Origin of the sequence: Streptomyces sp. NPDC005438 (assembly GCF_040606315.1) — a bacterium.
In the GTDB taxonomy this organism is placed as follows: Bacteria; Actinomycetota; Actinomycetes; order Streptomycetales; family Streptomycetaceae; genus Streptomyces.
Window position 1 is genome coordinate 339,759 of the sequence record NZ_JBEXEP010000007.1, and the last position, 24,374, is coordinate 364,132.

At 73.0% G+C, this 24,374-nt stretch carries 18 protein-coding genes; 12 read left to right on the forward strand and 6 right to left on the reverse strand.

What is annotated here, in order from left to right:
* Positions 1-186: 186 nt before the first annotated feature.
* The 6 genes from ABZT14_RS17360 to purU all read left to right on the forward strand — a co-directional run bounded on the left by ABZT14_RS17360 (position 187) and on the right by purU (position 8,579).
* The gene (locus tag ABZT14_RS17360) at positions 187-882 is read left to right on the forward strand and encodes a metal-dependent transcriptional regulator (RefSeq protein ID WP_356302998.1); all 696 of its coding nucleotides are present in this window, start codon (positions 187-189) and stop codon (positions 880-882) included.
* Positions 883-941: 59 nt separating this feature from the next.
* Positions 942-1,562 (forward strand): AAA family ATPase, encoded by a 621-nt coding sequence (locus ABZT14_RS17365; RefSeq protein WP_356303001.1) that lies wholly within the window; start codon positions 942-944, stop codon positions 1,560-1,562.
* A 325-nt stretch (positions 1,563-1,887) separates the two neighbouring features.
* Entirely contained in the window at positions 1,888-2,829 is a 942-nt protein-coding gene (locus ABZT14_RS17370) for an alpha/beta hydrolase (protein WP_356303004.1), read from the forward strand.
* A gap of 733 nt (positions 2,830-3,562) precedes the next feature.
* Entirely contained in the window at positions 3,563-5,149 is a 1,587-nt protein-coding gene (locus tag ABZT14_RS17375) for a hypothetical protein (protein ID WP_356303007.1), read from the forward strand.
* 1,822 nt (positions 5,150-6,971) lie between these two features.
* A complete protein-coding gene (locus tag ABZT14_RS17380) occupies positions 6,972-7,469 on the forward strand; it encodes a hypothetical protein (protein ID WP_356303010.1) in 498 nt (165 codons plus the stop codon).
* A 201-nt stretch (positions 7,470-7,670) separates the two neighbouring features.
* Complete coding sequence (purU, locus tag ABZT14_RS17385; protein ID WP_356303013.1) at positions 7,671-8,579, forward strand: formyltetrahydrofolate deformylase; 909 nt, start codon at positions 7,671-7,673, stop codon at positions 8,577-8,579.
* A 24-nt stretch (positions 8,580-8,603) separates the two neighbouring features.
* Here purU and ABZT14_RS17390 read toward each other — a convergent pair whose 3' ends face one another.
* Together ABZT14_RS17390 and ABZT14_RS17395 are read right to left on the reverse strand one after the other, a co-directional pair.
* A complete protein-coding gene (locus ABZT14_RS17390; RefSeq protein ID WP_356303016.1) occupies positions 8,604-10,055 on the reverse strand; it encodes a zf-HC2 domain-containing protein in 1,452 nt (483 codons plus the stop codon).
* The gene (locus ABZT14_RS17395) at positions 10,052-10,591 is read right to left on the reverse strand and encodes a sigma-70 family RNA polymerase sigma factor (protein ID WP_356303019.1); all 540 of its coding nucleotides are present in this window, start codon (positions 10,589-10,591) and stop codon (positions 10,052-10,054) included. Before ABZT14_RS17395 ends, ABZT14_RS17390 begins: the two co-directional genes overlap by 4 nt.
* A 400-nt stretch (positions 10,592-10,991) precedes the next feature.
* On the opposite strand from ABZT14_RS17395, the gene ABZT14_RS17400 reads away from it, so the two are divergent.
* Together ABZT14_RS17400 and ABZT14_RS17405 are read left to right on the forward strand one after the other, a co-directional pair.
* Entirely contained in the window at positions 10,992-11,372 is a 381-nt protein-coding gene (locus ABZT14_RS17400) for an STAS domain-containing protein (protein ID WP_356303022.1), read from the forward strand.
* A gap of 1,320 nt (positions 11,373-12,692) precedes the next feature.
* On the forward strand, positions 12,693-13,196 hold the full coding sequence (locus ABZT14_RS17405) for an ATP-binding protein (protein ID WP_356303025.1): 504 nt from the start codon (positions 12,693-12,695) through the stop codon (positions 13,194-13,196).
* Between the two features lie 47 nt (positions 13,197-13,243).
* Here ABZT14_RS17405 and ABZT14_RS17410 read toward each other — a convergent pair whose 3' ends face one another.
* Entirely contained in the window at positions 13,244-14,395 is a 1,152-nt protein-coding gene (locus ABZT14_RS17410; protein ID WP_356303028.1) for an NAD(P)/FAD-dependent oxidoreductase, read from the reverse strand.
* Positions 14,396-14,743: 348 nt separating this feature from the next.
* Here ABZT14_RS17410 and ABZT14_RS17415 point away from each other — a divergent pair, with 348 nt between their 5' ends.
* Entirely contained in the window at positions 14,744-16,009 is a 1,266-nt protein-coding gene (locus ABZT14_RS17415) for a S8 family peptidase (protein WP_356303031.1), read from the forward strand.
* Between the two features lie 304 nt (positions 16,010-16,313).
* Here ABZT14_RS17415 and ABZT14_RS17420 read toward each other — a convergent pair whose 3' ends face one another.
* On the reverse strand, positions 16,314-16,961 hold the full coding sequence (locus ABZT14_RS17420; protein ID WP_356303034.1) for a TetR family transcriptional regulator: 648 nt from the start codon (positions 16,959-16,961) through the stop codon (positions 16,314-16,316).
* 230 nt (positions 16,962-17,191) lie between these two features.
* Between ABZT14_RS17420 and ABZT14_RS17425 the strand changes: the two genes are divergently transcribed.
* Both ABZT14_RS17425 and ABZT14_RS17430 read left to right on the forward strand, forming a co-directional pair.
* The gene (locus ABZT14_RS17425) at positions 17,192-18,271 is read left to right on the forward strand and encodes a VOC family protein (RefSeq protein ID WP_356303037.1); all 1,080 of its coding nucleotides are present in this window, start codon (positions 17,192-17,194) and stop codon (positions 18,269-18,271) included.
* A 329-nt stretch (positions 18,272-18,600) separates the two neighbouring features.
* Positions 18,601-21,078, forward strand: a complete 2,478-nt coding sequence (locus ABZT14_RS17430; RefSeq protein WP_356303040.1) for a PQQ-binding-like beta-propeller repeat protein — start codon at positions 18,601-18,603, stop codon at positions 21,076-21,078.
* A 637-nt stretch (positions 21,079-21,715) separates the two neighbouring features.
* On the opposite strand, the gene ABZT14_RS17435 is transcribed toward ABZT14_RS17430, so the two are convergent.
* Positions 21,716-22,957: a hypothetical protein gene (locus ABZT14_RS17435; protein ID WP_356303043.1), complete on the reverse strand. Its 1,242-nt coding sequence runs from the start codon at positions 22,955-22,957 to the stop codon at positions 21,716-21,718.
* A gap of 293 nt (positions 22,958-23,250) precedes the next feature.
* On the opposite strand from ABZT14_RS17435, the gene ABZT14_RS17440 reads away from it, so the two are divergent.
* Complete coding sequence (locus ABZT14_RS17440; protein WP_356303046.1) at positions 23,251-23,781, forward strand: hypothetical protein; 531 nt, start codon at positions 23,251-23,253, stop codon at positions 23,779-23,781.
* 258 nt (positions 23,782-24,039) lie between these two features.
* On the opposite strand, the gene ABZT14_RS17445 is transcribed toward ABZT14_RS17440, so the two are convergent.
* The gene (locus ABZT14_RS17445; protein ID WP_356303049.1) at positions 24,040-24,189 is read right to left on the reverse strand and encodes a hypothetical protein; all 150 of its coding nucleotides are present in this window, start codon (positions 24,187-24,189) and stop codon (positions 24,040-24,042) included.
* Positions 24,190-24,374 lie beyond the last annotated feature (185 nt).

Sequence of the window (24,374 nt, forward strand, 5' to 3'; positions counted from 1 at the left end):
GGGTCGTCGAGCCAGCGCGAGTCGGCCGGTGCCCGGGCGCGGTGCGGCCTCGGGCGGCGCCACGCGGTGATCACGTTCGAGGGGCCCGGGCCGGCTGTCAAGAAGGTCGGCCGGGGAAACACGTTCACCGTCGTGATGCGTCAGAATTGGAGCCGGAGTCACCACACGAACTGACGAGGTGCAGGCATGTCCGGACTCATCGACACCACGGAGATGTATCTCCGCACCGTTCTGGAGCTGGAGGAGGAGGGCGTCGTACCGATGCGGGCGCGCATCGCGGAACGCCTGGACCAGAGCGGCCCGACGGTGAGCCAGACCGTCGCGCGGATGGAGCGGGACGGCCTGCTCACGGTGGCGGGGGACCGGCACCTCGAACTCACCGAGGAGGGCCGTCGGTTGGCGACCCGGGTGATGCGCAAGCACCGGCTGGCCGAGTGCCTGCTGGTCGACGTGATCGGCCTGGAGTGGGAGCAGGTCCACGCCGAGGCCTGCCGCTGGGAGCACGTGATGAGCGAGGCGGTGGAGCGCCGGGTGCTGGAGCTGCTGCGGCACCCCAGCGAGTCCCCGTACGGCAACCCCATCCCCGGTCTGGAGGAGCTGGGCGAGGCCCAGGAGGCCGGCCCGTTCCTGGGCGACGGGCTGGTGAACCTGATGGACCTGAAGCCCGGCGTGGACGGGATGACGGTGGTGGTACGGCGCATCGGGGAGCCGATCCAGACCGACTCCCAGCTGATGTACACCCTGCGGCGCGCGGGAGTGCAGCCCGGCGCGGTGGTGAGCGTGACCCCCGGCGGCGACGGCGGGGTGCAGGTCGGCAGCGGCGGCGAGGCGGCCGAGCTGGAGGAGGACATCGCCTCCCACGTGTTCGTCGCCCGGAGGTGACCGACCCGGGTCGGGGGCCGGAGGACCGCTGACGGCCCCGGCCCACCTACCCTGCCCCCATGCTGGTGTGGATCAACGGCCCCTTCGGCGGCGGCAAGACGGTGACCGCCCACGAACTCCGACGGCGGCTGCCGGGCAGCGTGATCTGTGACCCCGAGCACCTGGGCTTCGGGATGCACCGGATGCTGCCCCGCGCGCTGCGCGGCGACTTCCAGGACCTTCCCGCCTGGCGGCACGGGGTGGTGGAGACGCTGGACCTCGCCGCCCGCCACCATCCGGGCACGGTCATCGTGCCGATGACCGTGGTGGAGCCGACGTACTTCCGGGAGACCGTCGGTGCCCTGCGTGAACGCGGCCACGTGGTGCGCCACTTCGCCCTCCTCGCCCGGCCCGGGACCGTACGACGCCGGTTGCGCGAGCGCGAGGTGGTCCACCTGGCCCGACGTGCCACCGGACAGGTCGGCGAGAGCTTCGCCCACCGTCGGCTGGACCACTGCCTGGAGTCCCTGGCCGGCGAGGAGTTCGCCGAACACCTGTGGACCGACCGGCTTCCGGTGCCCCGGGTCGCCGAACGGATCGCGTCCCGGGCCGGGTTGACGCTCCTGCCGAACCGCGACGGCCCGGTGGCCGAACGGCTCCGCCGGGCCTGGGTGGGAGTCCGTCACATCAGGTTCGACTGAGGGCCCCGACCAGTGCTTCCCCAACCGCCTCGGTACGTCGGGCGGTTGGTCGGGAGGCGGTCGGGAGCGCTCCGGGACCGGTGCGCGCGGAACCGGCGGATCCGGCCGGATTCTCCCGTACAGATACGAAACTTATGTGAACTGTGCGACGGTGGTGTTCGGCAAAGACGAAGGCCGCCCGGCGGTCCCGGTGGGGTGGACGTGGTGTGGGGGCCTTCACTCGAAAGTGGGGAGCGGGTGCCGGAACCCGGGTTTTCGAATAGAGGTTCGATAGCCTGGGGGTGCGGGCACTCGAAACGGACGTGAAGAGGGGGTGTCGACTCGCATGGTGCGACGCGTCGATGTGAGCGGAGCGGGTGAAGTGCGGCTGGCTGCCTGGGAGTTCACGGACGAGGCGGTGAACGACCCGGTGGGGGTTCCCGGTGGACTGGACGGTCCACCTCCCGGCGTGCTGCTGCTCCACGGCCTGATGGGCCGCGCCGCACACTGGGCGGACACCGCGCGCTGGCTCTCCACCGCCTACCGCACGGTGGCCCTCGACCAACGCGGGCACGGCCGCAGCGAGAAGCCCGCCGAGGGGCCCTTCGACCGCGAGGCGTACGTCGACGACGCCGAAGCGGTCATCGAACGGCTGGGGCTGGGGCCGGTGGCCCTCGTCGGCCACTCCATGGGAGCCCTCACCGCCTGGCAACTGGCGGCCCGCCGGCCCGACCTGGTGCGAGCCCTGGTCATCTGCGACATGCGCGCCTCCGCGCTGGGCATCCAGTCCCAGCAGGCCTGGGAGCGGTGGTTCGACTCCTGGCCCCTGCCGTTCACCACCCTCGCCGACGTCCGGCGCTGGTTCGGTGAGGAGGACCCCACCCTGGAGCGCCCCAACCCCTCGCGCGGCGACTTCTTCGCCGAGGTCATGGAGGAGCGGGCGGACGGTTGGCGGCCGGTCTTCCACCATCGCCAGATGCTGGCCTCCCGTGCCTCCTGGGTGCTGGACGCCCACTGGGAGGAGCTGGCGCAGGTCCCCTGCCCGACCCTCGTGGTCCGGGGTATCGACGGCGAGTTGGGGCGTGCCGAGGCGCAGGAGATGGTGCGGGTGCTGCCACGCGGGGTCTACGCCGAGGTGCCCGCCGCCGGCCACCTGGTGCACTACGACCATCCCGAGGGCTGGCGCAGGGTCGTCGAGCCGTTCCTGCGGGCCGCGTTGCCGCGCGGGGTCGTGGGTGGCCATGTGTCGCTGCTGCGGGAACGCCATAAAGGGGGCGTCGTCGCCTAGGCCGTGTCGTTCGGATCGCCGCGAGGTCGGGGTGCGGTGTCACCGAGCGTGCCGCACCTCGCCGCGTTGTCGCTGTGGATCGCTGTGGGCCGCCGTAGAGCGCCTAGGTGTACTGACCCGCAGGGTTGTTGACGCGGGTGTCGGGTGGGTGGCCGCCGAGTGCGGTGTGGCAGCGGTGGTGGTTGTAGGTGGGGGTCGCCGACGCGCCGCGTCGACTCCTCCTCCGCCCTGCTCTGTCCCGTAGCGCACGACACCAGAACGCGCTCACCGATCTCCCAGGATCCGAACGGCACATCCTGGGCACGCCCTTCGGACGGCCGGGCGGTGCACACCACCCAGCCGCCCGGTCCTGCCACCGCGCCCTCGCTACGCGACCTTGCCTGCCGGATGACCGGCGCCGCCCATGCTCCGCGTCGGGTCCTTCTCGGCCCCGCGACCTCTGCCCTGCGGTGCGGGATCGTTCCCCCGTCGTCCTCCCCCGGTCCCCGTGCCGGGTGCACGTGGGCGGGACCGGGGTTGACGGGGGTGTCCCCGGTGGGTTTCGGTCACCCCTGGGCGGGGCGCTTCGGGTGACCTGTCCCGGGGTGCCGCTTTTCGGGCCTCCGAGGGGTGCCCCACGTCCGGGTGGGGAGCCCCGAGCGGGTCCACCCCGCGAATGGTCAACTGGTCTCGCGTTCGAACAACCCGGTAGCGTGACCGAGGTTTCGTAGTCCTGGCCAATGAGGAGCCTGTCGTGAACACGCACAACGGCCGCGGACAGGGAGATGACCCCTACCCCGCGCACTCCGCCCCGCGCGAGGGAGTTGTGCTGCCCTCCCACGGGGAGCCGTGGTATCCGGGCCAGGACTCGGAACCCGAACCCTCAAGAGCGCAGCCCTCGCAGGGGCAGCCCTGGGGCCAACCCTGGGGGCCCCAGTCCCCGCAGGACCACACCCCGCCCGCCGGGCACCAGCAGTCGGCCGGACAGCTCCCGCCCGAGGCCGGAGGCTACGGTTCCTACGGCCAGCGGACCGAGCCCGGACCGCCCACCGGCCAGTACTCCAACGGCGCGCCGCCGTCCATACCCCCGACGGCGCCCCCGCCACCGGCACACGCCCCGGGGCTTCCTGGCCAGCCTCCCGCCCAGCCGTCCCACACCGGCTCCGCGCCCCTGCCCCCGGCGGCCGGGCCCGTCGGGGAACTGCCCCAGGGGTCCGCGCCCCAGCAGGGGCACTCGACCTCCGGTTACGGCTACCCCGGATACGCCTCGCCCCCCGGTGGGCAGTACGCCGGCGGCAACCCGGACGCCGAGGCCACCGCGATGATGCCGCCCATCGACCCGGGCGCACCGCCTCCGGGCGGAGGGCAGCCCGCCATGGGCTCGCCCGACTCCGAGCAGACCCAGTTCCTGCCGCCCCAGTCCGGGGACCCTGAGTCGACCACCCAGTTGCGGGCGGTACGCCCCGGCGGTGCCCACTCCACGGGCGGGGCGGGTGCCGCGTCCATGGGGCAGGGCCCCGGCCAGCAGCCGGCCGACTCGGGTACCCGCCAGCCGCTGTCCGACTTCGACAACCTGTTCCGTAGCGAGGCGCCCCCGGCCGGCGGCGACCACACCCAGCAGTTGCCGTTGTTCGACCAGGCGGCCAACAGCCAGGGCGGGCCGGGCGCGGGTGGCCCCTCCCAGCCTTCGTACGGGTACGACGACTACGAGCCCGACGACCGTGGACGCCGTTCGCCGGCGCTGCTGCTCGGGGTGGGCGTGGCCGTGCTGGCCGCCCTCGGCCTGGCCGTGGGCGCCGCGATCAGCTTCAGCGGCGACGGCGAGGGGACGCCGGACGCTTCGGCCAGCCCCAGCGCGCAGAAGGAGTCCAAGGCTCCCGACCCGGTCAAGCCGCAGGCCAAGAAGCTGGACGCCCTGTTGGGCGACAGCAACAACAGCCGCTCCACGGTGATCAACTCGGTCAACGCCATCCGCCAGTGCAAGAACCTCCACCAGGCCGCTGTGGACCTACGGGCCGCGGCCAAGCAGCGCAACAGCCTGATCACCCGGCTCAACGCCCTGGAGAAGGACAAGATCCCCAACAACGCCAAGCTGACCGCGCACCTCAAGAGCGCCTGGCGGCACTCCGCCGCGGCCGACAACCACTACGCGGCCTGGGCGGGGGAGATGGCCGACAAGAAGCACGGTTGCAAGAAGGGCAAGTCCCGTGCCACCCAGCACGCCCTCGTCGGCAACCGCGCCAGCGGCAGCGCCACCATCGAGAAGAAGAGGGCCGCCGCCCTGTGGAACCCGACGGCCAAGAAGTACGGCCACAAGGAACGCCAGTACACCGAGCTGTGACCGCCGGGTCCTGAAGGACCGTCCGCTCGGCCGGTGTCCCGTTGGCCCCGGCCCGGGCCCGACGGCTCGCACTGTCAGGGGAGTTGTCGCTCCCTCGTGTTCCGGTACGGGGTCGTCCGGGCGTTGGCGTTCTCCCTGACGTGCAGGGACCTTCCGTACGCGGGTGGGTGGTCGCCCAGGTTCGTGGCTGCCCAGGACCTCGGTACTGCCTGACCGGGTGTGGACTGCCGGCTCAGTCCCGTCCCCTCTGTTCGGGCACCCGTCCCGAGCGGAGGCCCCAACTGCCATCCGCGCCCGGGTGTTTGAGTTGCCGTCACCTCCGGGCGATGCCCTGGGGGCCGGCGCCTTGCCGGGCCGGGGAGAAGGCCGTACGGCTCCGTGTGTGGGTGCTGGCCGGTCGCTGGTGGGCGCTGGTGTGGCCCTTGGCCTGGCCGGCCGTCTGCCGCTCCCTGGGGTTCGGGAGACTGAAGGGTCTTCGTTCACCTTGCCTGGACGCCTGTGGGTACCGCGTCCGGGGCGGTGGCCCCAACTGCCGCCCGGGCCCCGCTACTTGGGTTGCCGTCACCTCCGGGGTGGCGTCTCGGGGGGAGCCCCGTGTTCCGTGCCCGGGGTGGGTGGCGCCCTGGGGTTCGGCTCCTGTGCTGTCTGGCCGGTGGTGGGGTGTGGTGGCGTGCCCCTGGCCTGGCCGGCTGCTTGGGGCCGCCCGGGGGTTCGGCCTGCTGGAGCGCGCCCTGCTTCCCCACTGCCGTCCTTGTGAAGTTGTTTGGGTAGCCGTCGTTCGTGGGGGTCCGTGCCTTGCCTGGACGCCTGTGGGTACCGCGTCCGGGGCGGTGGCCCCAACTGCCGTCCGGGCTTCGGTGTTTGAGTTGCCGTCACCTTCGGGGTGGCGTCTCGGGGGGAGCCCCGTGTTCCGTGCCTGGGGTGGGTGGTGCCCTGGGGTTCGGCTCCTGTGCTCCCTGGCCGGCCGCTTACGGTGCCCCGGCTCGGGCCGCTGGCGCGAACTGCCTATGCGCCCTCTTGTGGTTGCGTCCGGTGGGCAGCTTCCGGCACGGCTGGTCCTTGCGACCGAGCGTCGTCGTGCCGTCGACGCCATCGGGAACCTTGCGCCATCGACGCTCCACCTGCGTCTGGACGTGGCCGCCGGCTGGAGCGCGCCCCCCTCGCCTCTGGCGGGGTGACCGTCAGGTGCCCGGTGGTACCCCGCCCCGGGCGGGGGTCCCCAACTGCCGTTCGCGTGCCGCTACTTGGGGTGCGGTGGTGGCGGCACGGGCGCCGTCACCGGACCGACCGGGCAGCGCACCGACAGTCGCCCGACGACAGGGGGGACCGCGGCGCCCCCTCCCGCTTCCGCCCGCTCTCGGGGGTGTGACCCCGCACCACGGTGCCCTGGTTGCCCGCCCATGGAGGGTGCCCCGTACCGCCCCCGGCCCCGGGTGGGGCGGATGCCGGCCCTCGGCGGTACCCCGGCCGACGTGTCCGCACCGTACGGGCCGGGTCGGGGTCGTACGGGGGTCGCCCTTACCGAGGGCGCGCGGGCTCCTCCTCGGTGCCCCCAGTGGTGGGTGAGTCACGGAACCCCGGGGGAGGGGGCGGGAGGTGGCCGTAGCCGCTTCGGACCCCGGGGAATGGCTGGAAAACACTGGTGCCCCTTGCCAGGTGGGGCGGCCCCCGTGCTCCGGGAGGCGGGGGTGACCACGGGCCGGCGCACCGTGGCGGCCGGGCCGGCCGGTTCGGGGGCCGCCCGCCGCACGGACCCTGCCTCTGCCCGCTGTTCACGGTGGTGGCCGTGGGGCCGGACGGAGGGGAACGTAGGCTCGGGGGTATGGAGCAAGGTTCCCCGACGTCTTCCCGGCGAGGTCGCCCGTCCGCCACCATGGGCGCCATGCCTGTCAAAGACATGCCGTGGTGGCGGTGGCGTAGCAACGTGCGCTCGGCGCTGCACATGCTCTCCGACCCCACCTTCCAACAGGAGTGCTGGGGCGTCGGTCGTCCCGGCTACGGGGACGTGACCGACGCCGTGTACCGGCTGGTGGAGGACACCTGGCTGGACAACTGGTCGGCGGAGAAGTACGTGGGCACCATCTTCCGCGACTCGCAGGAGGCCGCCCTGGTGGACACCGCGGTACTGCGGGTACTGCGGATCATGCACCAGGTCGGGGCGGACGCCCCGGTGGCCGCGTATCTGGAGCACCACGGGTGGCCGGAGGCGGTACGGGCGGCACGCGAGGCGCACATACGCCTGGCCACCAACGACGGCGAGAACCCGGACCTGGTGCCGGACTCCCTGGAGGTCCTGGAGGCCAAGCTGCGGGCGGTGTGAACCGTCCGACGGGCGGCCCCGGTCGACCCCGTACCCCCGGCTCCGCCGCCCGGCGGCACCTCTCGCCGTGACCGGGTGGGGCGTCCACCGGAACCGGCCGCACCAGGGTGTCGTCGGCGCTCGCGGGCCGTCGGCCCCCGGCGTTGACCGGTGGGTGGGCGTCGGCGACGTACCGGTGGTGGCCTGTGCCACGCTGAGGGCATGAGCGAGTCCAGTGACCGAACGGCCCCAGCCGCCGACCGGCCCCAGGGGGCCGAGCGGCCCGAAGAGTACGTGCTGACCCTGTCCTGCCCTGACCGCCAGGGCATCGTGCACTCGGTCGCCAGCTATCTGTTCATGACCGGCTGCAACATCGAGGACAGCCAGCAGTTCGGCGACCACGACACCGGGCTGTTCTTCATGCGGGTCCACTTCTCCGCCGAGCCCCGGGTCACCCTGGACAAACTGCGGGCGAGCTTCGCCGCCATCGGGGACGCCTTCGCCATGGACTGGCAGATCCACCGGGCCGGCGACCGGATGCGGGTGGTGCTGATGGTCAGCCGGTTCGGCCACTGCCTCAACGACCTGCTGTTCCGTTCCCGTATCCAGGCCCTGCCGGTGGAGATCGCGGCCGTGGTCTCCAACCACACCGACTTCGCGGAACTCGCCGCCTCCTTCGACGTGCCCTTCCACCACATTCCGGTGACCCGGGACACCAAGGAGGAGGCCGAGCAGCGGCTGCTGGACCTGGTGGAGCGGGAGGGGGTCGAACTGGTGGTGCTGGCCCGGTACATGCAGGTGCTCTCCGACCACCTGTGCAAGCAGTTGTCGGGCCGCATCATCAACATCCACCACTCGTTCCTGCCGAGCTTCAAGGGCGCCAAGCCCTACCACCAGGCGCACGCCCGGGGGGTGAAGCTGATCGGTGCCACCGCCCACTACGTGACCGCCGACCTGGACGAGGGGCCGATCATCGAGCAGGAGGTGGAGCGGGTCGGACACGAGGTGTCGCCGAGCCAACTGGTCGCCCTCGGCCGGGACGTGGAGTGCCAGGCCCTGGCCCGAGCGGTGAAGTGGCACAGCGAACGCCGGGTGCTGCTGAACGGCAACCGCACCGTGGTCTTCGCCTGAGGGCCCGCCCGGCCGGGCCCCGGCTCACATCCGGGACATCGAGGCGGTGGCGAACAGGACGTCGTGGATGACCTCGCGGTCACCGTCCTGACCGGCCAGCGCCTCGGCGGGGGGCACGTGACCGGCGGCCAGCCGGCAGAACTCCTGCCCGTCCAGGGCGACATGAGCCACCGGGTCCACCTCGGGGGGCCGCCGGTCCGGTGCCGACGCCGAGGGCTCCCGGACCGGTCCGTCGTCCAGGGGGACGTACCAGTCGCCGCCGCCGTTGCCCTCGACCTCCAGGTGCAGCACCCGTTCCCCGGGCTCCGGGGAGGTCGCGGCCAGCCCGGCCCGCCGACGCCGGCGCAGGGCGGTCGGCAGCATCCGCACCGCCAGGTCGATCAGCTGGTTCAGGTGACAGCTGGGCAGGGGTTCGTGCGGGTAGTCCACGGCCTGGGCGATGTCCACGGTGTGCACCCAGCACTCGAACGCGCGGTCCAGGAAGGCGTCCCGCACCGGCAGGCGGAACGAGCCGTAGGGCACGGGCAGTTCGACGGTACGGGGGGTGGCGAAGGACGCCGCTCTTATCAACTCGTGCCCCTGCCGGCGCCACTGCCGTCGCAGGGTGCGGAACCCCTCGGCCCGCTGGTCGTCTTCCCGGGCGTGACCTCGCCAGTAGCGCTCGGTCCGGGTGGCGGGATCGTGCTCGGCGTCCGGCCCGAGCGGGTCCGGGAGTCCCAGCGCGCCGGCCAACAGCCCGTCCACGGCCAGTAGATGACCGATCACCGCGCCCACCGTGGTGGACCTGCTGGCCAGCTCCCGGCCGTCGAACCACCGCAGGACGACCTCGGCCCGCCACTCGTGCTCGGCCATGTCGTGGAGCAGCGCGTCCAGCCGTGCCGCCTGGGCGTCGAGGGGGACGGCCCACCCCGGTACCGGCACCCGGGCCGGCCGTCGGTCGAGGCAGCCGCCCAGCACCCGGGCCCGCAGCTGGGGGTCCAGGTCCAGGTTCTCGGCCGGGTGCAGCAGCCCGACGGCGTCCCGGAGGCGTACCGCCTCCTCGGCGCAGCTGGCGCAGTCGGTGAGGTGTTCCTCCACCGCCTCGGTCTCGGCGGGGGAGCAGGCGGAGAGGGCCCAGGCTCCGAGGAGGGACTTCAGTACCCGGTGCTCCAGGGCGGGCCGGGCGGTGACCGGGGCTCGCTCCTCGTGGCCGAGGGAGGGCTTGGCCGGTGGGCCGCCCATGGCCCGGGGTGGGTCCGCCTCCTCGGCCGGCAGCTCGGGCAGCCGCTCGATGTCGTCGTCGGCGGCGTCCCGGGGCGGCGGGATACGGGGCGGCTGGCCGGCCCCGGGGTCCTCCCCCTCCCGGTGGCGCCCACCTCCGTCGGCCGCGTCGGTGTGGTCGCCGTCCGAGGGGAACCCCGGTTGTCCGGGGTCGGCGCAGGGGGGTTCCGCACCGTGGTCGGGGGGCTGGTCGTGGGCGCTGGGGTGGTGGTTCACCGGGTACTCCGGGGGCCGGCGGGCACGGCGGTGGACAGCAGTTGGAGGCCGAGCCGGAGTCGTCGGCGGGCCTCCTCCTCGGTGACGCCGAGTTGGGTCGCCGCCTGCCGGTAGTCCTGGCGCTGGAAGTAGGCCAGGTGCAGGGCCGCGCGGAGTGAGGCGGGCATCGAGCCGGCGATGTAGTCGGCGCGGGCGGCGGTACTGGCGGCGAGCACCTTCTCCTCGACCCGGCTGGGGGTCTCCAGTCGGCTGTGGCGTTTTCTGAGGCGGGCGACGGCGCGCTGTTGGGCGAGGTCGGCGATCCAGGAACGGAGGGTGCCGTCCGAGGGGTCGAAGGTCTCGGGGTTCTCCCAGACGTGGGTGAAGACCTCTCGGGTGGTCTGGTCGGCGTCGGTGTTGTCGTCCAGCACCCGGGTGGCGAGGCTGTGGACCAGGGGGGCGTACAGGTCGTACAGCTCTCCCAGTGCCGCCGCCTCGCCACGCACCAGCCGTTGCCGCATTCTGCGGTCCCAGCGTGGTGGTGTCTCGTTCGCCATGGTGGCTCCCCAGCCTTCGGCCTCGGGTGGTGCGGCGCCCGCCGCTGTCGGTATCGGTGTCTGTCCGGCCGCTGTTGTGGTCAGCACCTCGAATGTAGTGCTGAGGGAAGAGGCCACCAGTGGTTTTGCGGCATTGGCCACTCCATGGGGCGGACAGCTGGGGAGAGCCGAGGTTTTTCGCCTCTTTTGTCGGCCCTGTACCACCAGGTGCCCACCCTCCGACGCCGAGGTGTTATGCGTGCGTGATCGGAATTATGAGGAGGAAGCTGCCGAGTGGGGAATAGGGTCACGACAGCGGATCTGTTTTGAGCCGGTGGCAGGGGGCAGCCGAATCGGGAAGGATGGCTTCCGCTGGCCGGAGGTCCGGGGGGACGCAGTCGAGCGAAGGGGACGCGGACACGTGTCGTTGAAGGTGTGGGAGGAGGAACGGGGCGAGTGGGCCGTCCTGCGGGTCTCCGGGGAGATGGATCTGGTGACCTCGCCGGCCGTCCGGCAGCACGTTCATGACGCGGTGGCCGAGGGGCGTCGCAGTCTGGTGCTCGACCTGTCCGAGGTGCTGTTCTGCGACTCCAGCGGGGTGGGTGTGCTGATCGCCTCACGCCGGCTGATGCGCTCCTGCGCGGGCCAGCTACGGCTGATCCTGCCCGCCCAGGGCGCGGTGGACGGCTCTCACGTGAACCGGGTGCTGGCCGCCCTCGGGGTGCGTCGACTCTTCGACTGCTACCCCGACCTGGAGTCGGCGACCGACCGGTCGCCCGCCGCCGGCCCGCTGTCGGCCTAGGGTGCGTCGTTTGGATCGCTGCGAGGCTCGCGTGCGGTGTCACCGAGCGTGCCGCACCTCGCCGCGTTGTCGCTGTAGGTCGCGGTCGCCGATGCGCTGCATCGACTCCTCCTCCGCCTTGCGATCCACGACACCAGAACGCGCTCCCTGATCTCCCGAGATCCAAACGACACACCCTAGGTCGTACGGATCACCGCCAGGCTCGCGTGCGGTGTCACCGAGCGTGCCGCACCTCGCCGCGTAGTCGCCATGGGTCGCCGTAGAGCGCCGTGGGCCGTCGTAGGTCGCTGCGGGCCGCTGTGGATCGCGGTCGCCGACGTGCCGGTCGACTCCTCCTCCGCCCCACCCTGTCCCGCAGCCGCACGACACCAGAACGCGCTCCCTGATCTCCCGAGATCCCCACGCCGCTCCCTGGCCCTTTTTCGGCACCCCCGCTCGGTGCCTCTTCACGGGCGCCTGCTTCCGGTGGCGCCGTTCCGTCTCCGGCCGGGGTCGGGCCCGTCGTGGGTGCCGCTGTCCGGTCGCCTCCTCCCGTTTTCTTCCGGGCCGCTCTTTCATCCCCGTACCGCTGTGATCCTGGTCACGTCACTGCCGGTAGTGCGGCGCTGAGGGTGCCTCCCGTCGTACGCAAGGTGAGGGTGAACCGGGTGCCCCTCACGCCGTGTGGTCGTCCTCCGGGGTGCCGGCTCGCCTCCGGGTGGCCTCGGTGGTGGTGCGCGACCCGTGTGTGACACGTTCGTTTCGCAAAGCTCCGGCTGGTAATCGGTGGATCTTCGCGGCCTGTTGGGTCGCGGTGGCGTCAACCTCCGCCGGGTGGGCGGGAGTTGGTCGCCCTCGCTCACGGGATGGCGGGCCGTCTGCGCGGCGATGTTCCGTTTGGTCTCGTATGGGGTCGTGAAAACCCCGTGAACTCTCACTTTGTGTACTTGAGGCAGTGCGTTGGGTGGCCATCAACAGTCGGTGACCGAGGGGTTGTTGACGGTTGAATGTAGAGATCCGTCCGTTTTCCCGCTGTGACGAGTCCGGGTCGGAGCGACTCCTTCCGTTCCTGTACGCTCCCCGGCAGCGTGCTTCACAGGCGCAAGGAAACGAGTTGTCGACCGCACCACGACGCACCAGGAGAGGCCCATGGGACGACGTTCGACTCATGGTCACCGGGCTCGCACAGTCCGGGGGCCGGCTCATCCTTTGCGCCGGACTCTGGCCGAAGTGCTTGTTGTGGCCGGCTCCGGCCGATCAAGCTGTGTGACGTCGGTGTCACGTTTCGTGATACGCGCAAGGTGTCGGGCCGTGAGCCCGCCGGTTCGGATGGTGTGAACGGTGCAGGTGCTTCAATCGCAGCTGGAGGTCGGCCCCGACCCGACGGAGGTGAGCCGAGCCCGCGACTGGGCCCGGCGAAGGCTCGCGGGATGCGGGATCGGAGCGGAGGAACCCCTCGCGGAGACCCTGATCCTGCTGATCTCCGAGCTGGTCACCAACGCGGTGGTGCACACCGGCCACCCCGCCGTACTGCGCATGGCGGTCCCGCCCTCGGCCGCTCCCGGCCCGGTACGGGTGGAGGTCGCCGACATCAGTGACACCCCGCCCGCGCCACGGCACGCGGAGGGCGACGACACCGGGGGGCGGGGGCTGGAGCTGGTGGACGGGCTCGCGGACCGCTGGGGCTGGCAACTGGAGGGCGGGGGCAAGCGCATCTGGTGCGAACTGGACTGCCAGGCGGCCCAGGGCGCCATTCCCGAGGCACGGGGCGAGGGTCCACGGGACCCACGGCGCCCCACCACTTCCGGGCCCCAGGGCTTCTCCCTGGGCGTGCCCATGCCCTGAGCGGCGCCGTCGCCCGCACCCCGCGCCACTGACCCGGGGTACCGGTCTCAGCTGGTCGTCCGGGCCACCGCCCGGGCGATCTTCCGTGCGTCCAGGGCGAGTTCCCGCAGTGCCCCGCTGGCGGGGTTGGTGTAACCGAGGAAGTACAGCCCGGGGGTGCCGGCCAGGGAACGGCGACCGTTCACCAGGGGGCGGCCGGACTCATCCAGTACGGACAGGTGGCCGACCAGCTTCTCCAGGGCCTGCTCGTAGCCGGTGGCCGCGATCACGACCTCGGGGGCGATGCGTTCCCCGCCGGCCAGCACCACCTTGTCGCCGTCGAAGGACTCCACCGCGCGTACCGGTTCGACGGTGCCCTTGCGGACCGCCTTGATCAGCCCCGAGTCGTACACCGGGAGGGCGCCCTGACGGGCCCGGGTGACCAGGCCGGTCTGCGGGCGCGGGAGCCCCTGGGGGGCGAGGTCGGGGGTGGTCAGCCGGGTGTACTGGTGGGCCAGCCGGTCGGCGAGCCCGGTGGGGAGCCGTCGGCTGAGGATGGCGTTGTTCTGGGCGGGCCAGCCCAGGAAGGAGCGGCGTACCAGGTGGGGTGTGCCGCGTACGGCCAGGCGCACCCGCTGGGCGCCGCCGCGTGCCAGGTCGGTGGCGATCTCGGTGCCGCTGTTGCCGGCGCCGATGACCAGGACGTCTCGCCCCCGGTAGGGGCCGGGTTCGCGGTAGTCGCGAGAGTGCAGCAACTCCCCGAGGTAGCCGTCCCGTCCGGGCAGGTCCGGCATCCGGGGGGTGTGGTGGAAGCCGGTGGCGACGACCACCACCGGGCTGCTGAGCCGGCGTCCGCCGTTGGCGTGCAGCACCCAGCGGTCGTCCTCCCGCTCCACGCGGTCCACGCTCACCCCGGGGGCCACCTCCAGGTGGTGGTGGCTGGCGTAGTCCTCCAGGTAGCGCACCATGTCGTCGCGGCTGACCCAGCGGCCGTGGCTCCGGGGGATGGGCAGGCCCGGCAGGGCGGACCGGCCACGGGTGGTGTGCAGGCGCAGGTGGTCGTAGTGGGCCCGCCAGGAGGAGCCCACCGAGGGGGAGCGGTCCAGTACGACGGACCGGATGCCCTGGTCCTTGAGGGCCGCGGCGGCGGCCAGCCCGGCTGGTCCGGCGCCGATGACGTGCACGGGTGTGGCGTGGTTCTCGCTTCTGGCGTCCGGCATGGGGGGAGCGTAACTCCGCGCCCCGGGCGGGGGCAGGGGTCGGGTGGGTGGCCGACTGGGGGCGGTGGCCGGCGAGTTGGGGGAGGGTGCTCCGCTTCTGGGCTGGGCCTCGGCCGTCGGGCGGCTCGCTGTCGGGGTGCTTGACGGGGCGTGAGAGGTGGGGTCGGCTGGGGTCGCCGGTTTCATAACGGTCCGGCATCAGTTCTCGATCTCCGGTGCGATTTATCGGGAATGCGCCGGATGTGGAAGATCTGTACCGCTACAACCGGAGAAGCCAACCGGCGAGGTCCCATGTATCGGCTCCTGGCCACACGGCCCAGGCGGTCCAGGCAGAAGGGCGCCCAGCTCATGAACATGTTCTCCCCCTCCCGCGCGGGCGGATCCGGCGGTGCCCTGCGGCGGACGGCCGCCCTCACGGCCGGAGTTGGGCTGGTGGCCGCCGTGGCCGTCAGTACCGCGTCCGCCGGTCCCGGCGACTCGGCGCCCTCCCCGGCGCCCCGGGTGCGGGCCGCCGACAGCGACCGCGCGATCCCGGGTGAGTACGTGGTCGTGCTCAAGGACCGCCGGGCCAAGGTCCGTTCGGCCGGCGCCGCCGAGGTGCGGGAGTTGGCCACCGACCTGGTGGGCGAGCTGCCCGGCGACGGGGCCCGGGTGACACGGGAGTTCGGCAGCGCGCTCAAGGGGTTCAGCCTGCGGGCCACCGCGCGTCAGGCCGAACGGCTCGCCGCCTCGCCGGACGTGGAGTTCGTGGAGCAGAACCAGTGGGACACCGGCCAGGAGACCCAACAGGACCCCACCTGGGGCCTGGACCGCATCGACCAGCGGAAGCTGCCGCTCGACGGCGCCTACTCCTACCAGGGCGACGGTGAGGGCGTACGCGCCTACGTGGTCGACTCCGGCATCCGTGCCAGCCACGAGGAGTTCGAGGGCCGGGTGGAGGAGGGGTACGACTTCGTCGACGACGACAAGGACCCCGCCGACTGCCACGGCCACGGAACCCATGTCGCCGGCACCGTGGGCGGCCGTGACTCCGGGGTCGCCAAGAAGGTGCGGCTGGTGCCGGTGCGGGTGCTCAACTGCGAGAACAAGGGCAACACCGCGAAGATCATCGCCGGCTACGACTGGGTCGCCGAGCACGCCCGGAAGCCGGCCGTGGCCAACGTGAGCATCGGCGGCTCCACCAGTGAGGCCAAGGACAAGGCGGTACGCGGCATGGTGGACGCCGGAGTGGCCGTCAGCGTCTCCGCCGGCAACAGCGGGGTGGACGCCTGCGGGCAGTCGCCCGCCCGGGAACCCTCCGCGCTGACCGTGGGCGCCACCGCCAGGGACGACAAGCGGGCCGGGTTCTCCAACTACGGCTCCTGCGTGGACCTCTTCGCCCCGGGCGCGGACATCCAGTCGGCCAGCCACGAGTCGGACACCGCGCACAAGTCCCGGGACGGCTCCTCCATGGCCACCCCCCACGTGACCGGGGTCGCGGCCCGCTACCTGGCCGAGCACCCCGACGCCGCCCCCGGGGAGGTCTTCGACGCCATCCGGGAGACGGCCACCAAGGGCGCGGTGACCTCGCCGGGCGAGGGCTCGCCCAACCTGCTGCTGTACGCGGGCGACTGAGTCGACGGCACCGCCACGGTCGTACGGGGGTGTCGTACCTCGGTCGGGCCGCCGGGGCGGACGAGGCCGGCGCACCGCCACGGTCGTACGGGGGTGCCGTACGGGGTTACGGGGGCGGCACGGCGATGGCGCGACGGAGGTAGGGCGGCGGTGCGGGCCGTACCGGGGCGGACGAGGTGGGGAGGCCGGTGACAGGAGCCGGCCGTACCCCACTTCCCCGCCCCCGGCTGGGACCCGTCGGGGGCCGGGCCTCGGTCCGGGGGACCGGAACCCACGGTGTGACGGTCGGGCGGAGGTCCGCCCGTTACCGCGTCGGCTTCTTCCCGGTCACGCCCAGGTGTACCAACAGGGCCAGCTGGGGCCGCAGTTCGGCCTGCTTCACGCCCCAGGTCTGGAAGCCCTTCTGGTGGCTGGCCACCGCCGCCAGCATGGTGGCCAGGGAGCCGGCCACGGCGGTGGGGTTGACCGTCTGGTCCACCTTCCCGCGCTCCTGGAGGTCGGTGATGGAGTCCCGCAGGGCGTGGGTGATGGTGGTCATGATCCTCATGCGGATCCGGTAGAAGCGCTTGTCGCCCTCGGCGGCGCCCAGGTCCACCACCCGCAGGATGGCGTCGTGCTTGCGCCAGAAGGAGAGGAAGGCGTCCACGAAGTCCTGGGCGGACTGCCATCCCGCCTTGCCGACCCAGTTGCGCTGCTCCGACAGCTCCTCCAGGCCGGGCCCCTGCTTGGCGAGGGTGTCCGCCAGCTCCAGGACCGCCCCCTCCACGTCCGGGAAGTACTGGTAGAAGGTCGCGGGTGAGGTGCCCGCCCGTCGGGCGACGTCGATCACCTTGACGTCGCGGTAGGGCGAGGAACCGAGCATCTCGGCGAGGCAGTCGAGGAGCTTCTGCCGGGTCGCCTGCCCCCTGCGCCCCGCCACTCGACCGTCGACCGTTCTTACTTTTCCTGTCATGCCGTCAGCTTACCGACGTGGGTATTTCGCGCGATTTGACCGCATACAAACGGGGGTGGGTGCGCATATCCGGGGAACCCGCCACCCCGGCACAGGCCCGGAAACAGGCCGTTCGGCCCCGGTCCCGCCCTCGGTCCGGTCCCGCCTACGGCGGCGGGGCGGGGGTCGATGCGTACAGTTCCGGGGCATATCACCTCGGAACCCACCCTTCCCGCAGGAGGTCGGCGTCGATGGCACGGAAGGCGTTCACCGAAGGAGAGCCCTGCTGGGTCGAGGCCACGGTGCCCGACGAGGAGGCCGCGCGCCGCTTCTACGGCGAGCTGTTCGGCTGGAGCTTCGCCCCCCTGTCCGCTGTCGGCCACGGTTCGCTGGCCCGCCTCCGGGGCCGGCCGGTCGCCGCCCTCACCCGCAAACCGGACGGCCGGATGCCCACCACCTGGAACCTCTACCTCGCCACCCGGGACGTGGCCGACACCCTGGAGCGCATCCAGCGGGCCGGCGGCCAGGCCCTCGGCGGGCCCACCGCCGTGGGCGACTTCGGACTGCGAGCGCCGGCGGCCGACCCCGGCGGGGCCGTGTTCACCCTCTGGCAGCCCGGCGTCCACGCCGGTTTCGGGACGACCGAGGAACCGGGCGCCTACCTCTGGGCCGAGGTCCACACCCGCAAGCCAGCCCGGGTGGACGCCTTCTACACGGCTGTCTTCGGGTACGGCCTGACCACCCCGACCCGCCCCGGGGTGGACGGCGCGGAGCCGCCCGCCGTGGTGGACGAGGAGGGGGACACCCTCGCGGGGTCCGGTGACGCCGAGCGGGCCGCCCCGTACCTCTTCGGCCTGTGGACCCCCGAGGGCGCGCCGCTGGACCCCGAGTACGCGGTGCTGGGGCGCTGTGTGATGGGCCCCGAGGAGCCGGCTCCGCTGCCCCCGTACCTGCTGACGTACTTCGAGGTGGAGGACTGTGCCGCCACCGCGCGCCGGGTGGTCGAGCTGGGTGGCCGGGTCCGGTTCGGGCCCGAGAGCACGCCCTTCGGCGAGCTGGCGGTGGTGGCCGACGACCAGGGGGCGGTGTTCGCGGTGATGAGCGGCACCGCCGACCCGGGAGAGGGGGCCGGGTCCGGTGCGGCCGAGGGCGAGGGCGAGGGGTCCGGCGACCGGGAGTCCGCCGACGGGGTCGACAGGGGTGAGAGCGCCGAAGACCTCGGGGAGGCCGAGGGTGCTGGGGCCACCGAGGGGGCGGGCGCCCTCGTGGAGCCCGGTGCGGAGGACGGGTGGGAGGGTGGGGAGAGGGGTGAGAAGGGAAACGGGAGTTGACCGGCTGTTGACCCCTTGCTGACCGCGGGTCGACGGGGTCTCGGGTGGCTGTGATCACCGGTCTCGGGGCGGCCGTTTCGAGTCACGGGCGAGTCCAGATCGTTGCCGTCGGTATTGACCGGAAACCTCCCGTGATATCAGTCTTCCCCCCTAGGAGAAGACACGTCCGAAAGCGCCCCCGGGTTCGCAACTGGCGCGTGGTCCAGGAAGAATCACCCCTCGGGCCGTGGGTGTGACTCGTGTAGCGTCCCGGCGGTTTCGGTCTCGGGGGACACGGGGGTCGCCCACCGGGAGACAGCAGCGAGCCCCTACGGGGAGGTGGCAGGCAAGTGGTGGAGCAGCTGACGCAGCACGATCCGCGCAGGATCGGCCCGTTCGAGGTGCTCGGCCGACTCGGTGCTGGTGGCATGGGGCTGGTCTTCCTCGCCCGGTCGGCCTCCGGCCGCCGGGTGGCCATCAAGACGGTGCGTACCGAACTCGCCGAGGACCAGCTGTTCCGGGTGCGCTTCACCCGCGAGGTGGAGGCGGCACGGGCGGTCAGCGGCTTCTACACCGCCGCGGTGGTGGACGCCGATCCCCGCGCCGCGGTTCCCTGGCTGGCCACCGCCTACGTTCCCGCGCCCTCCCTGGAGGAGATCGTCAACGAGTGCGGGCCGCTGCCCGTACAGGCGGTGCGCTGGATCGCCGCCGGGATCGCCGAGGCCCTGCACTCCATCCACGGCGCCGGCCTGGTGCACCGTGACCTCAAGCCCTCCAACGTGCTGGTGGTCGAGGACGGGCCCCGGGTGATCGACTTCGGTATCGCCTCCGGGGTCTCCAACACCCGGCTGACCATGACCAACGTCGCCGTCGGCACCCCCGCCTACATGTCGCCCGAGCAGGCCCGCGACTCCCGGAGCGTCACCGGCGCCAGCGACATCTTCTCCCTGGCCTCCACCCTGGTGTTCGCCGCCACCGGGCACCCCCCGTACCACGGGGCGAACCCGGTGGAGACGGTGTTCATGCTGCTGCGCGAGGGGCCCGACCTGGAGGGGCTGCCCGAGGAGCTGCGGCCCCTGATCGAGGCCTGCCAGCGCGCCAACCCCGAGGAGCGGCCCAGCCCGGCCGACCTCCAGTCCCAGCTGGCCCCCCACCTGTTCTCCTCCGGCGGCGACGACAGCGGCACCGCCTCGGCCTGGTTGCCGCCCGGGGCGGTGGCCCTGATCGAGCGGAAGCGCGGACGCCGCGCGGTGCCCCCGAGGCCGGCCCCCAGCGGGGGACCGGACCTGGCCGGGCCGGCGTCGGGGGACGTACCCCCCGGTGGTTCGGCCGGCCACTCGGGCCCCGCGATGGGGTACCCGCCCGGTGGTGACAGTGGTCACCGCATCCCGGCCGGTCCGGGAGGCCCCCCGGCGGTGGGCGCCTCGATGGGTGCCCCGCCCTCGGTGCCTCCGGTGATCCGGGGGTCGGAGAGCGGGCCGGCGGTGAAGCTGCCGGGCACCGACGTGCCCATCGGCCCGGGCCCTCGGAGGGCCGACGAGAGTCAGGTGGGCGCCAGCGGGCCGGCCTCCGGCTGGGTGCGGCCACCGAACGGCGGCCCGCACGGCGCGGCGACCGCCGGGCACTCCCCGTACTCCGGTGCGGCGCCTCCTCCGTCGGGGCCGGTGGAGCCGTCCCCCTCGCCGGGGGGCACCGACAGCGGGGGGCGGTGGCGGCCCTGGCGGTTCCGCATGTCCAACGACGTGTGGGGCACCCCGGTGGTCGAGGACAACCTGCTGTACGTCACCTCCTTCGAGGTGCACGCCCTGGACGTGGGTTCCGGGCGGCGGCAGTTCAAGACGCGTGAGGTGGCCTGGTCGATGGCCGTCTCCGGTGGTCGGGTGCACGCCTCGGACGGGCCCAGCCTGTACGCCCTGGACGCGGCCGACGGGTCGGAACGGTGGCGGCTGGCGACCGAGGGGTGGGTGTACTCGCTGCGGGTCGACCGGGGCACGGTGGTGACCGGTACCCGGGGCGGCGGGGTGCAGAGCTGGGAGGCGGCCAACGGCGAGAAGCTGTGGGAACTGGGCGGCGCCCAGGCCGACTTCGAGACCCCGGAGGCCGGCCCCTCCATCCACGACGGCACCGTCTACGCCTGGGGCGAGGGCCGGCTGTACGCGCTGGACGCCCGTACCGGCCAGGAGCGCTGGACCTATCCGGTGGGTGACCTGGAGGCGACCGGCGGGGTGCCGGTACGGCTGACCGTGGGCCAGGACGGTTCGGCCTATGTGTGCGCCGGCTCCCGGGTGCTCGCCCTGGACCTGGCCACCGGCGTGGAGCGCTGGCGCTTCGACAGCCCGGCCGCCTTCCTGTGCGCGCCCACCTTCGTCCCCGGCCCCTCGGTGGCCGGCGGCGGCATCTACCTGGCGGACTACCTGGGCACCGTCTACGCCCTGGACGCCACCACCGGCGACGACCGCTGGCGCATCGCCACCGAGGCCCGCCACTCCACCGAGTCGGTGGTGGTACGGGACGGGCTGGTCCACCTGGGCAGCGGCGGCGCTCTCTACACCCTGGACGCGGTCAGCGGCACCCCGCGCTGGCGGTTCGCCGCCGGCGGTGACGTGGTGGGCGCCCCGGTGGTGGCCGAGGGGCGGGTCCACTTCGGCTCGGCCGACCACTGCCTGTACACCCTGGACGCGGTGGGCGGACAACTGCGCTGGAAGCTGGCCACCGGAGGCGAGATCACCGGTTCCCCGGTGGTGGAGCGGGGCGTGGTGTACGCGTGTAGCAAGGACCGCTGCGTCTACGCGCTGGACGCCGCGAAGGGCACCGGCCAGTCCCGCTGACCCCGCCCCTCCGCGCCCCTCCGCCCGGTCGCGCGGGCTTGGCCGCCCCCCCTCCCCCCGGCTGCCCGGCCGGTCTGACGGGGGCGCCTCGCGGGGTGCCCCACCGAGCGGACCTCCCTGGCGGGACAGGTCGCGGCCGTGAGGGGGAGGGGCGCGCTTTCGGGGTGCCGACTCGTCGGGCCGCCACGGCGTCTCGGCGCGCGCCCTCCTCCGTACCGGCCGACCCCGCCTCCCCGGGACCCGGGGTGTGCGTGCGGATCACCGTGGGGCCCGGTCGGGCCGCGAACTTCTTGCGGGTGCCCACGGGCCCTCGGGTGGTCGCGCCCGGTACACGGCTGGCCCCTGCGACCGAGCGTCGTCGTCGACGCCATCGGGAACCTCGCGCCATCGGCGCTGCACCCGCGTCTGGACGTGGCCCCTGGTCGCGGTGTCACCGTGCGCACCGCGCCTCGCCCCGTCGCCGCCGTGGGTGGGTCGCCGAGGGGCGCGCTGGGGCGTTCTGGGCGCCGTCGCCGGTGCGCGGCACCGGACTCCTCCTCCACCCCGCGCCGTCACACGGCCCTCGACACCGGAACGCGTGCACCGCCCGCCCGGGGCCCAGACGGCACATCGGGCGGGGCCTGCCGTGGACGTACGGTCAGGCGGCGTCGCGCTGGCCGCCTCCCCCCTGACCGGGGCCGGGGCGTCGACGGTCGCCCTTCCTCCGGGGTTCGCCCTCGTCGGCATGGTCCCGGTCCGGTGAGGTGTCCGGCGTCGGCGGGAGTTCGGGCCCCGGGTGCTGTTGCCAGGGCTGCCCGCCGTACGGGGTGTCCGCCTGTCCGAGCAGAGGCAGCCGCTGGGTGTGGCCGGGCTCGTCGTCCGGGTCGACGCCCTCCGTGGGCGCCGGCTCGGGCTCCGTCGGGGGTTCCGCCGTTTCCGGGGACGCGGTCTCGGGCTCCGCTGTGCCGGGTTCCCTTCCGGGTGCCGGCTCCGGGGCGAGCGGGGTGGGCGGGGTGGGTGCCTCGCTCGGCGGTTCCCCCTCCGGGGGCTTTGGTGACGGCCACGACGGCTGACGGGGGTCCACCGGCGGTACCCGCTGAGTGGCCGCCTCACTGTGCGGGTGCGGGTGGGGATGTTCGGCGTGCCCGGGATGGGTGGTCCACACCTCGGGGCCCTCCTCGGTCGCGGCGTCGGCGCACGGTTCCCATCCCTGGGTGGGCGCCTCCTCGCGGGCGGACCGGGGCGGCTGCCCTGACGGCGGCTGGGGTCGGGGCCGTGACTGGGGTGGGGACGGTGGCCGTGCGGCGGCCGGTGGTGGCCGTACCGGGGGGTGGGCCCGCTCGGGGAGCGGAGCCCGGTGGCCCCAGGTGACCCGTTCCTCGCCGCCCGCCGTGGAGGTGACCTGGGGGGTGGGTGGCGCCGTCCGGGCCGGTGGTGGGTGGGCGGCGGGCTGGGGCGCGGGGTACGGGTGGGCGCGGGGTCGGGGGCGCCGGCCGGCCATGACGGCCGCTCCGGCCAGTACCAGCAGCCCTCCGCCGAGGGCGAGGGCGACGCCCGTCCGCAGCCCGTTGTCGCCGCCCGCGGTGAGGCTGCCCTCGTCCAGTCCCTTGCGCAGCATCCACAGTCCGGTGAACCCGAGGGCCAGCAGTCCGGCGCAGCAGGCCAGCCCCCTGGAGCGGAGGATGACGGCGGTCAACGTCAGCAGCGCGGCGACGGCGCAGGGCAGGGCCATGCCCTCCCACAGCGCCGCGTCGGTGCCGGTGACCCCCTGGTCGGTGAACAGTTCGGGCAGTCGTAGAAGCTCTCCACGGCGGCCGGCGTACCAGTCCCGGAAGGGGCTGAGGGCGACCAGCGCCGCACCCAGGAGGGCTACCAGGGACCCGAACACGTTGCGTGCCATCGGTGTTGCCTCGTTGCGCGAATGTCGGAGCCGTCCGTCAGTCGACGCTACGCCGGGTGCAACCCCGTCGCATCCGGCCGCGTCCTGGGTGGTGGTACGGCTTGGCTCGGCCGTCCCGGCGGGAGCGGGCGCCGCTGGACCGGTGGCGGGCCGGACGGTGTTCGACGCTCTCCCTTCTCACCTCCCAACTCCCTGTGGAATGAACGGGTTTGGGGTGAGATAAGAGCATTGCTAAAGTGACATGCACTCGACAGAACGACGGTCTGTCGTGGGAACAATCGGGGGTTGACAACGTGCGGAAGACCTACAGTCGCCACATACGGGCCATCGCCGCCTGCGCGGTGGTGTTCGTGGCCCTGACCGGGGCCCGGGGCAGTGGCGGCGGCAAGTGCAGCGGATCGAGCAGCTCGCACAGCTCCAGCGGGGGTGACCACGGCACCAGCAGCACCTCCGGTGGGGACAACGACTCCGGCTTCACCAGCTCCGGGTCCCACTCCTCCTCCACCTCGACCTCCACCAACGGCGGCCGGTACGACGACGCCAAGCGTGACGTCACCGTCACCGGCTGCAAGATGGAGAAGAGCTACAGCCGCAAGTCCATGGTGGCCACCCTGTCGGTGCGCAACAGCACCTCCAGCGGCGCGAGTTACACCATCACCGTGGCCTTCAAGGACGACACCGGCCGCTCGGTGGGCACCACCAACGCCAGCGCCTACGCCTCCGCCAACGGCTCCACCACGGCCACCGCGCGCACCTACTACTACGGCAGCGGTGACGGCAGCGAGGTCAAGCGCTGCGAGGTCAGCCTGGTCACCCGTAGGTGACCCGCACCAGCCGCCACGGCCTCCGCACCCGCCCGGGCGCGGAGGCCGAGCCGTGTCCCGTCGCGTTCCCCGCGTTCCCTCGGCTCCCCGCGTTCCCTTCGGCCGGCGCGACCCGGTGAGGTGACGACCCGGTGAGGTGGCCGCCGCACACACAGGAGGGCCGGTAGACGACGTCACTGTGAAAGCGTCGCCTACCGGCCCTGTCGCCCCCCGTTTCCCCCAGAGGGTGGTTCGTCGGGCGTCGGAACCGAGCGGCCGTCAGGAGGAGGACTTGTCCGCCAGGTCCCGCTCGTTCTCCTTCTTGTCGGACTTCGCCTTGGTGGGCGCCCCGGTCTGGTGGAAGTCCTGGGTGCCGACCGACTGCCCGCCCTGCTTGTCTTCCTCGTGGTCGGGCTGCTGAGTTGTCATCTTGCGCTCCTCGGCGGGGCGTTGGTGGTGGCTCCCGTCCGGCGGCTCCCCCGTGGGCCGCCGGACGGGTGTCGGGCACGCCCCCGTCGCGGACCGTCCCCGGACGGTCCGCCTGCCCCCCGCGGCGGCGAACCGATGCCCCCACGATGGCTGTTGGGCATAAACGAACGATGAACGAACCGCAG

Bases quoted from the DNA above. Each gene is read 5' to 3' on its own strand.
- purU (WP_356303013.1), top strand. From the start codon at position 7,671: ATGAGCGAGTCCAGTGACCGAACGGCCCCAGCCGCCGACCGGCCCCAG.
- ABZT14_RS17435 (WP_356303043.1), bottom strand. From the start codon at position 22,957: ATGGCACGCAACGTGTTCGGGTCCCTGGTAGCCCTCCTGGGTGCGGCG.
- ABZT14_RS17420 (WP_356303034.1), bottom strand. From the start codon at position 16,961: ATGACAGGAAAAGTAAGAACGGTCGACGGTCGAGTGGCGGGGCGCAGG.
- ABZT14_RS17360 (WP_356302998.1), top strand. From the start codon at position 187: ATGTCCGGACTCATCGACACCACGGAGATGTATCTCCGCACCGTTCTG.
- ABZT14_RS17370 (WP_356303004.1), top strand. From the start codon at position 1,888: ATGGTGCGACGCGTCGATGTGAGCGGAGCGGGTGAAGTGCGGCTGGCT.
- ABZT14_RS17415 (WP_356303031.1), top strand. From the start codon at position 14,744: ATGAACATGTTCTCCCCCTCCCGCGCGGGCGGATCCGGCGGTGCCCTG.
- ABZT14_RS17365 (WP_356303001.1), top strand. From the start codon at position 942: ATGCTGGTGTGGATCAACGGCCCCTTCGGCGGCGGCAAGACGGTGACC.
- ABZT14_RS17410 (WP_356303028.1), bottom strand. From the start codon at position 14,395: ATGCCGGACGCCAGAAGCGAGAACCACGCCACACCCGTGCACGTCATC.
- ABZT14_RS17395 (WP_356303019.1), bottom strand. From the start codon at position 10,591: ATGGCGAACGAGACACCACCACGCTGGGACCGCAGAATGCGGCAACGG.
- ABZT14_RS17445 (WP_356303049.1), bottom strand. From the start codon at position 24,189: ATGACAACTCAGCAGCCCGACCACGAGGAAGACAAGCAGGGCGGGCAG.
- ABZT14_RS17425 (WP_356303037.1), top strand. From the start codon at position 17,192: ATGGCACGGAAGGCGTTCACCGAAGGAGAGCCCTGCTGGGTCGAGGCC.
- ABZT14_RS17380 (WP_356303010.1), top strand. From the start codon at position 6,972: ATGGAGCAAGGTTCCCCGACGTCTTCCCGGCGAGGTCGCCCGTCCGCC.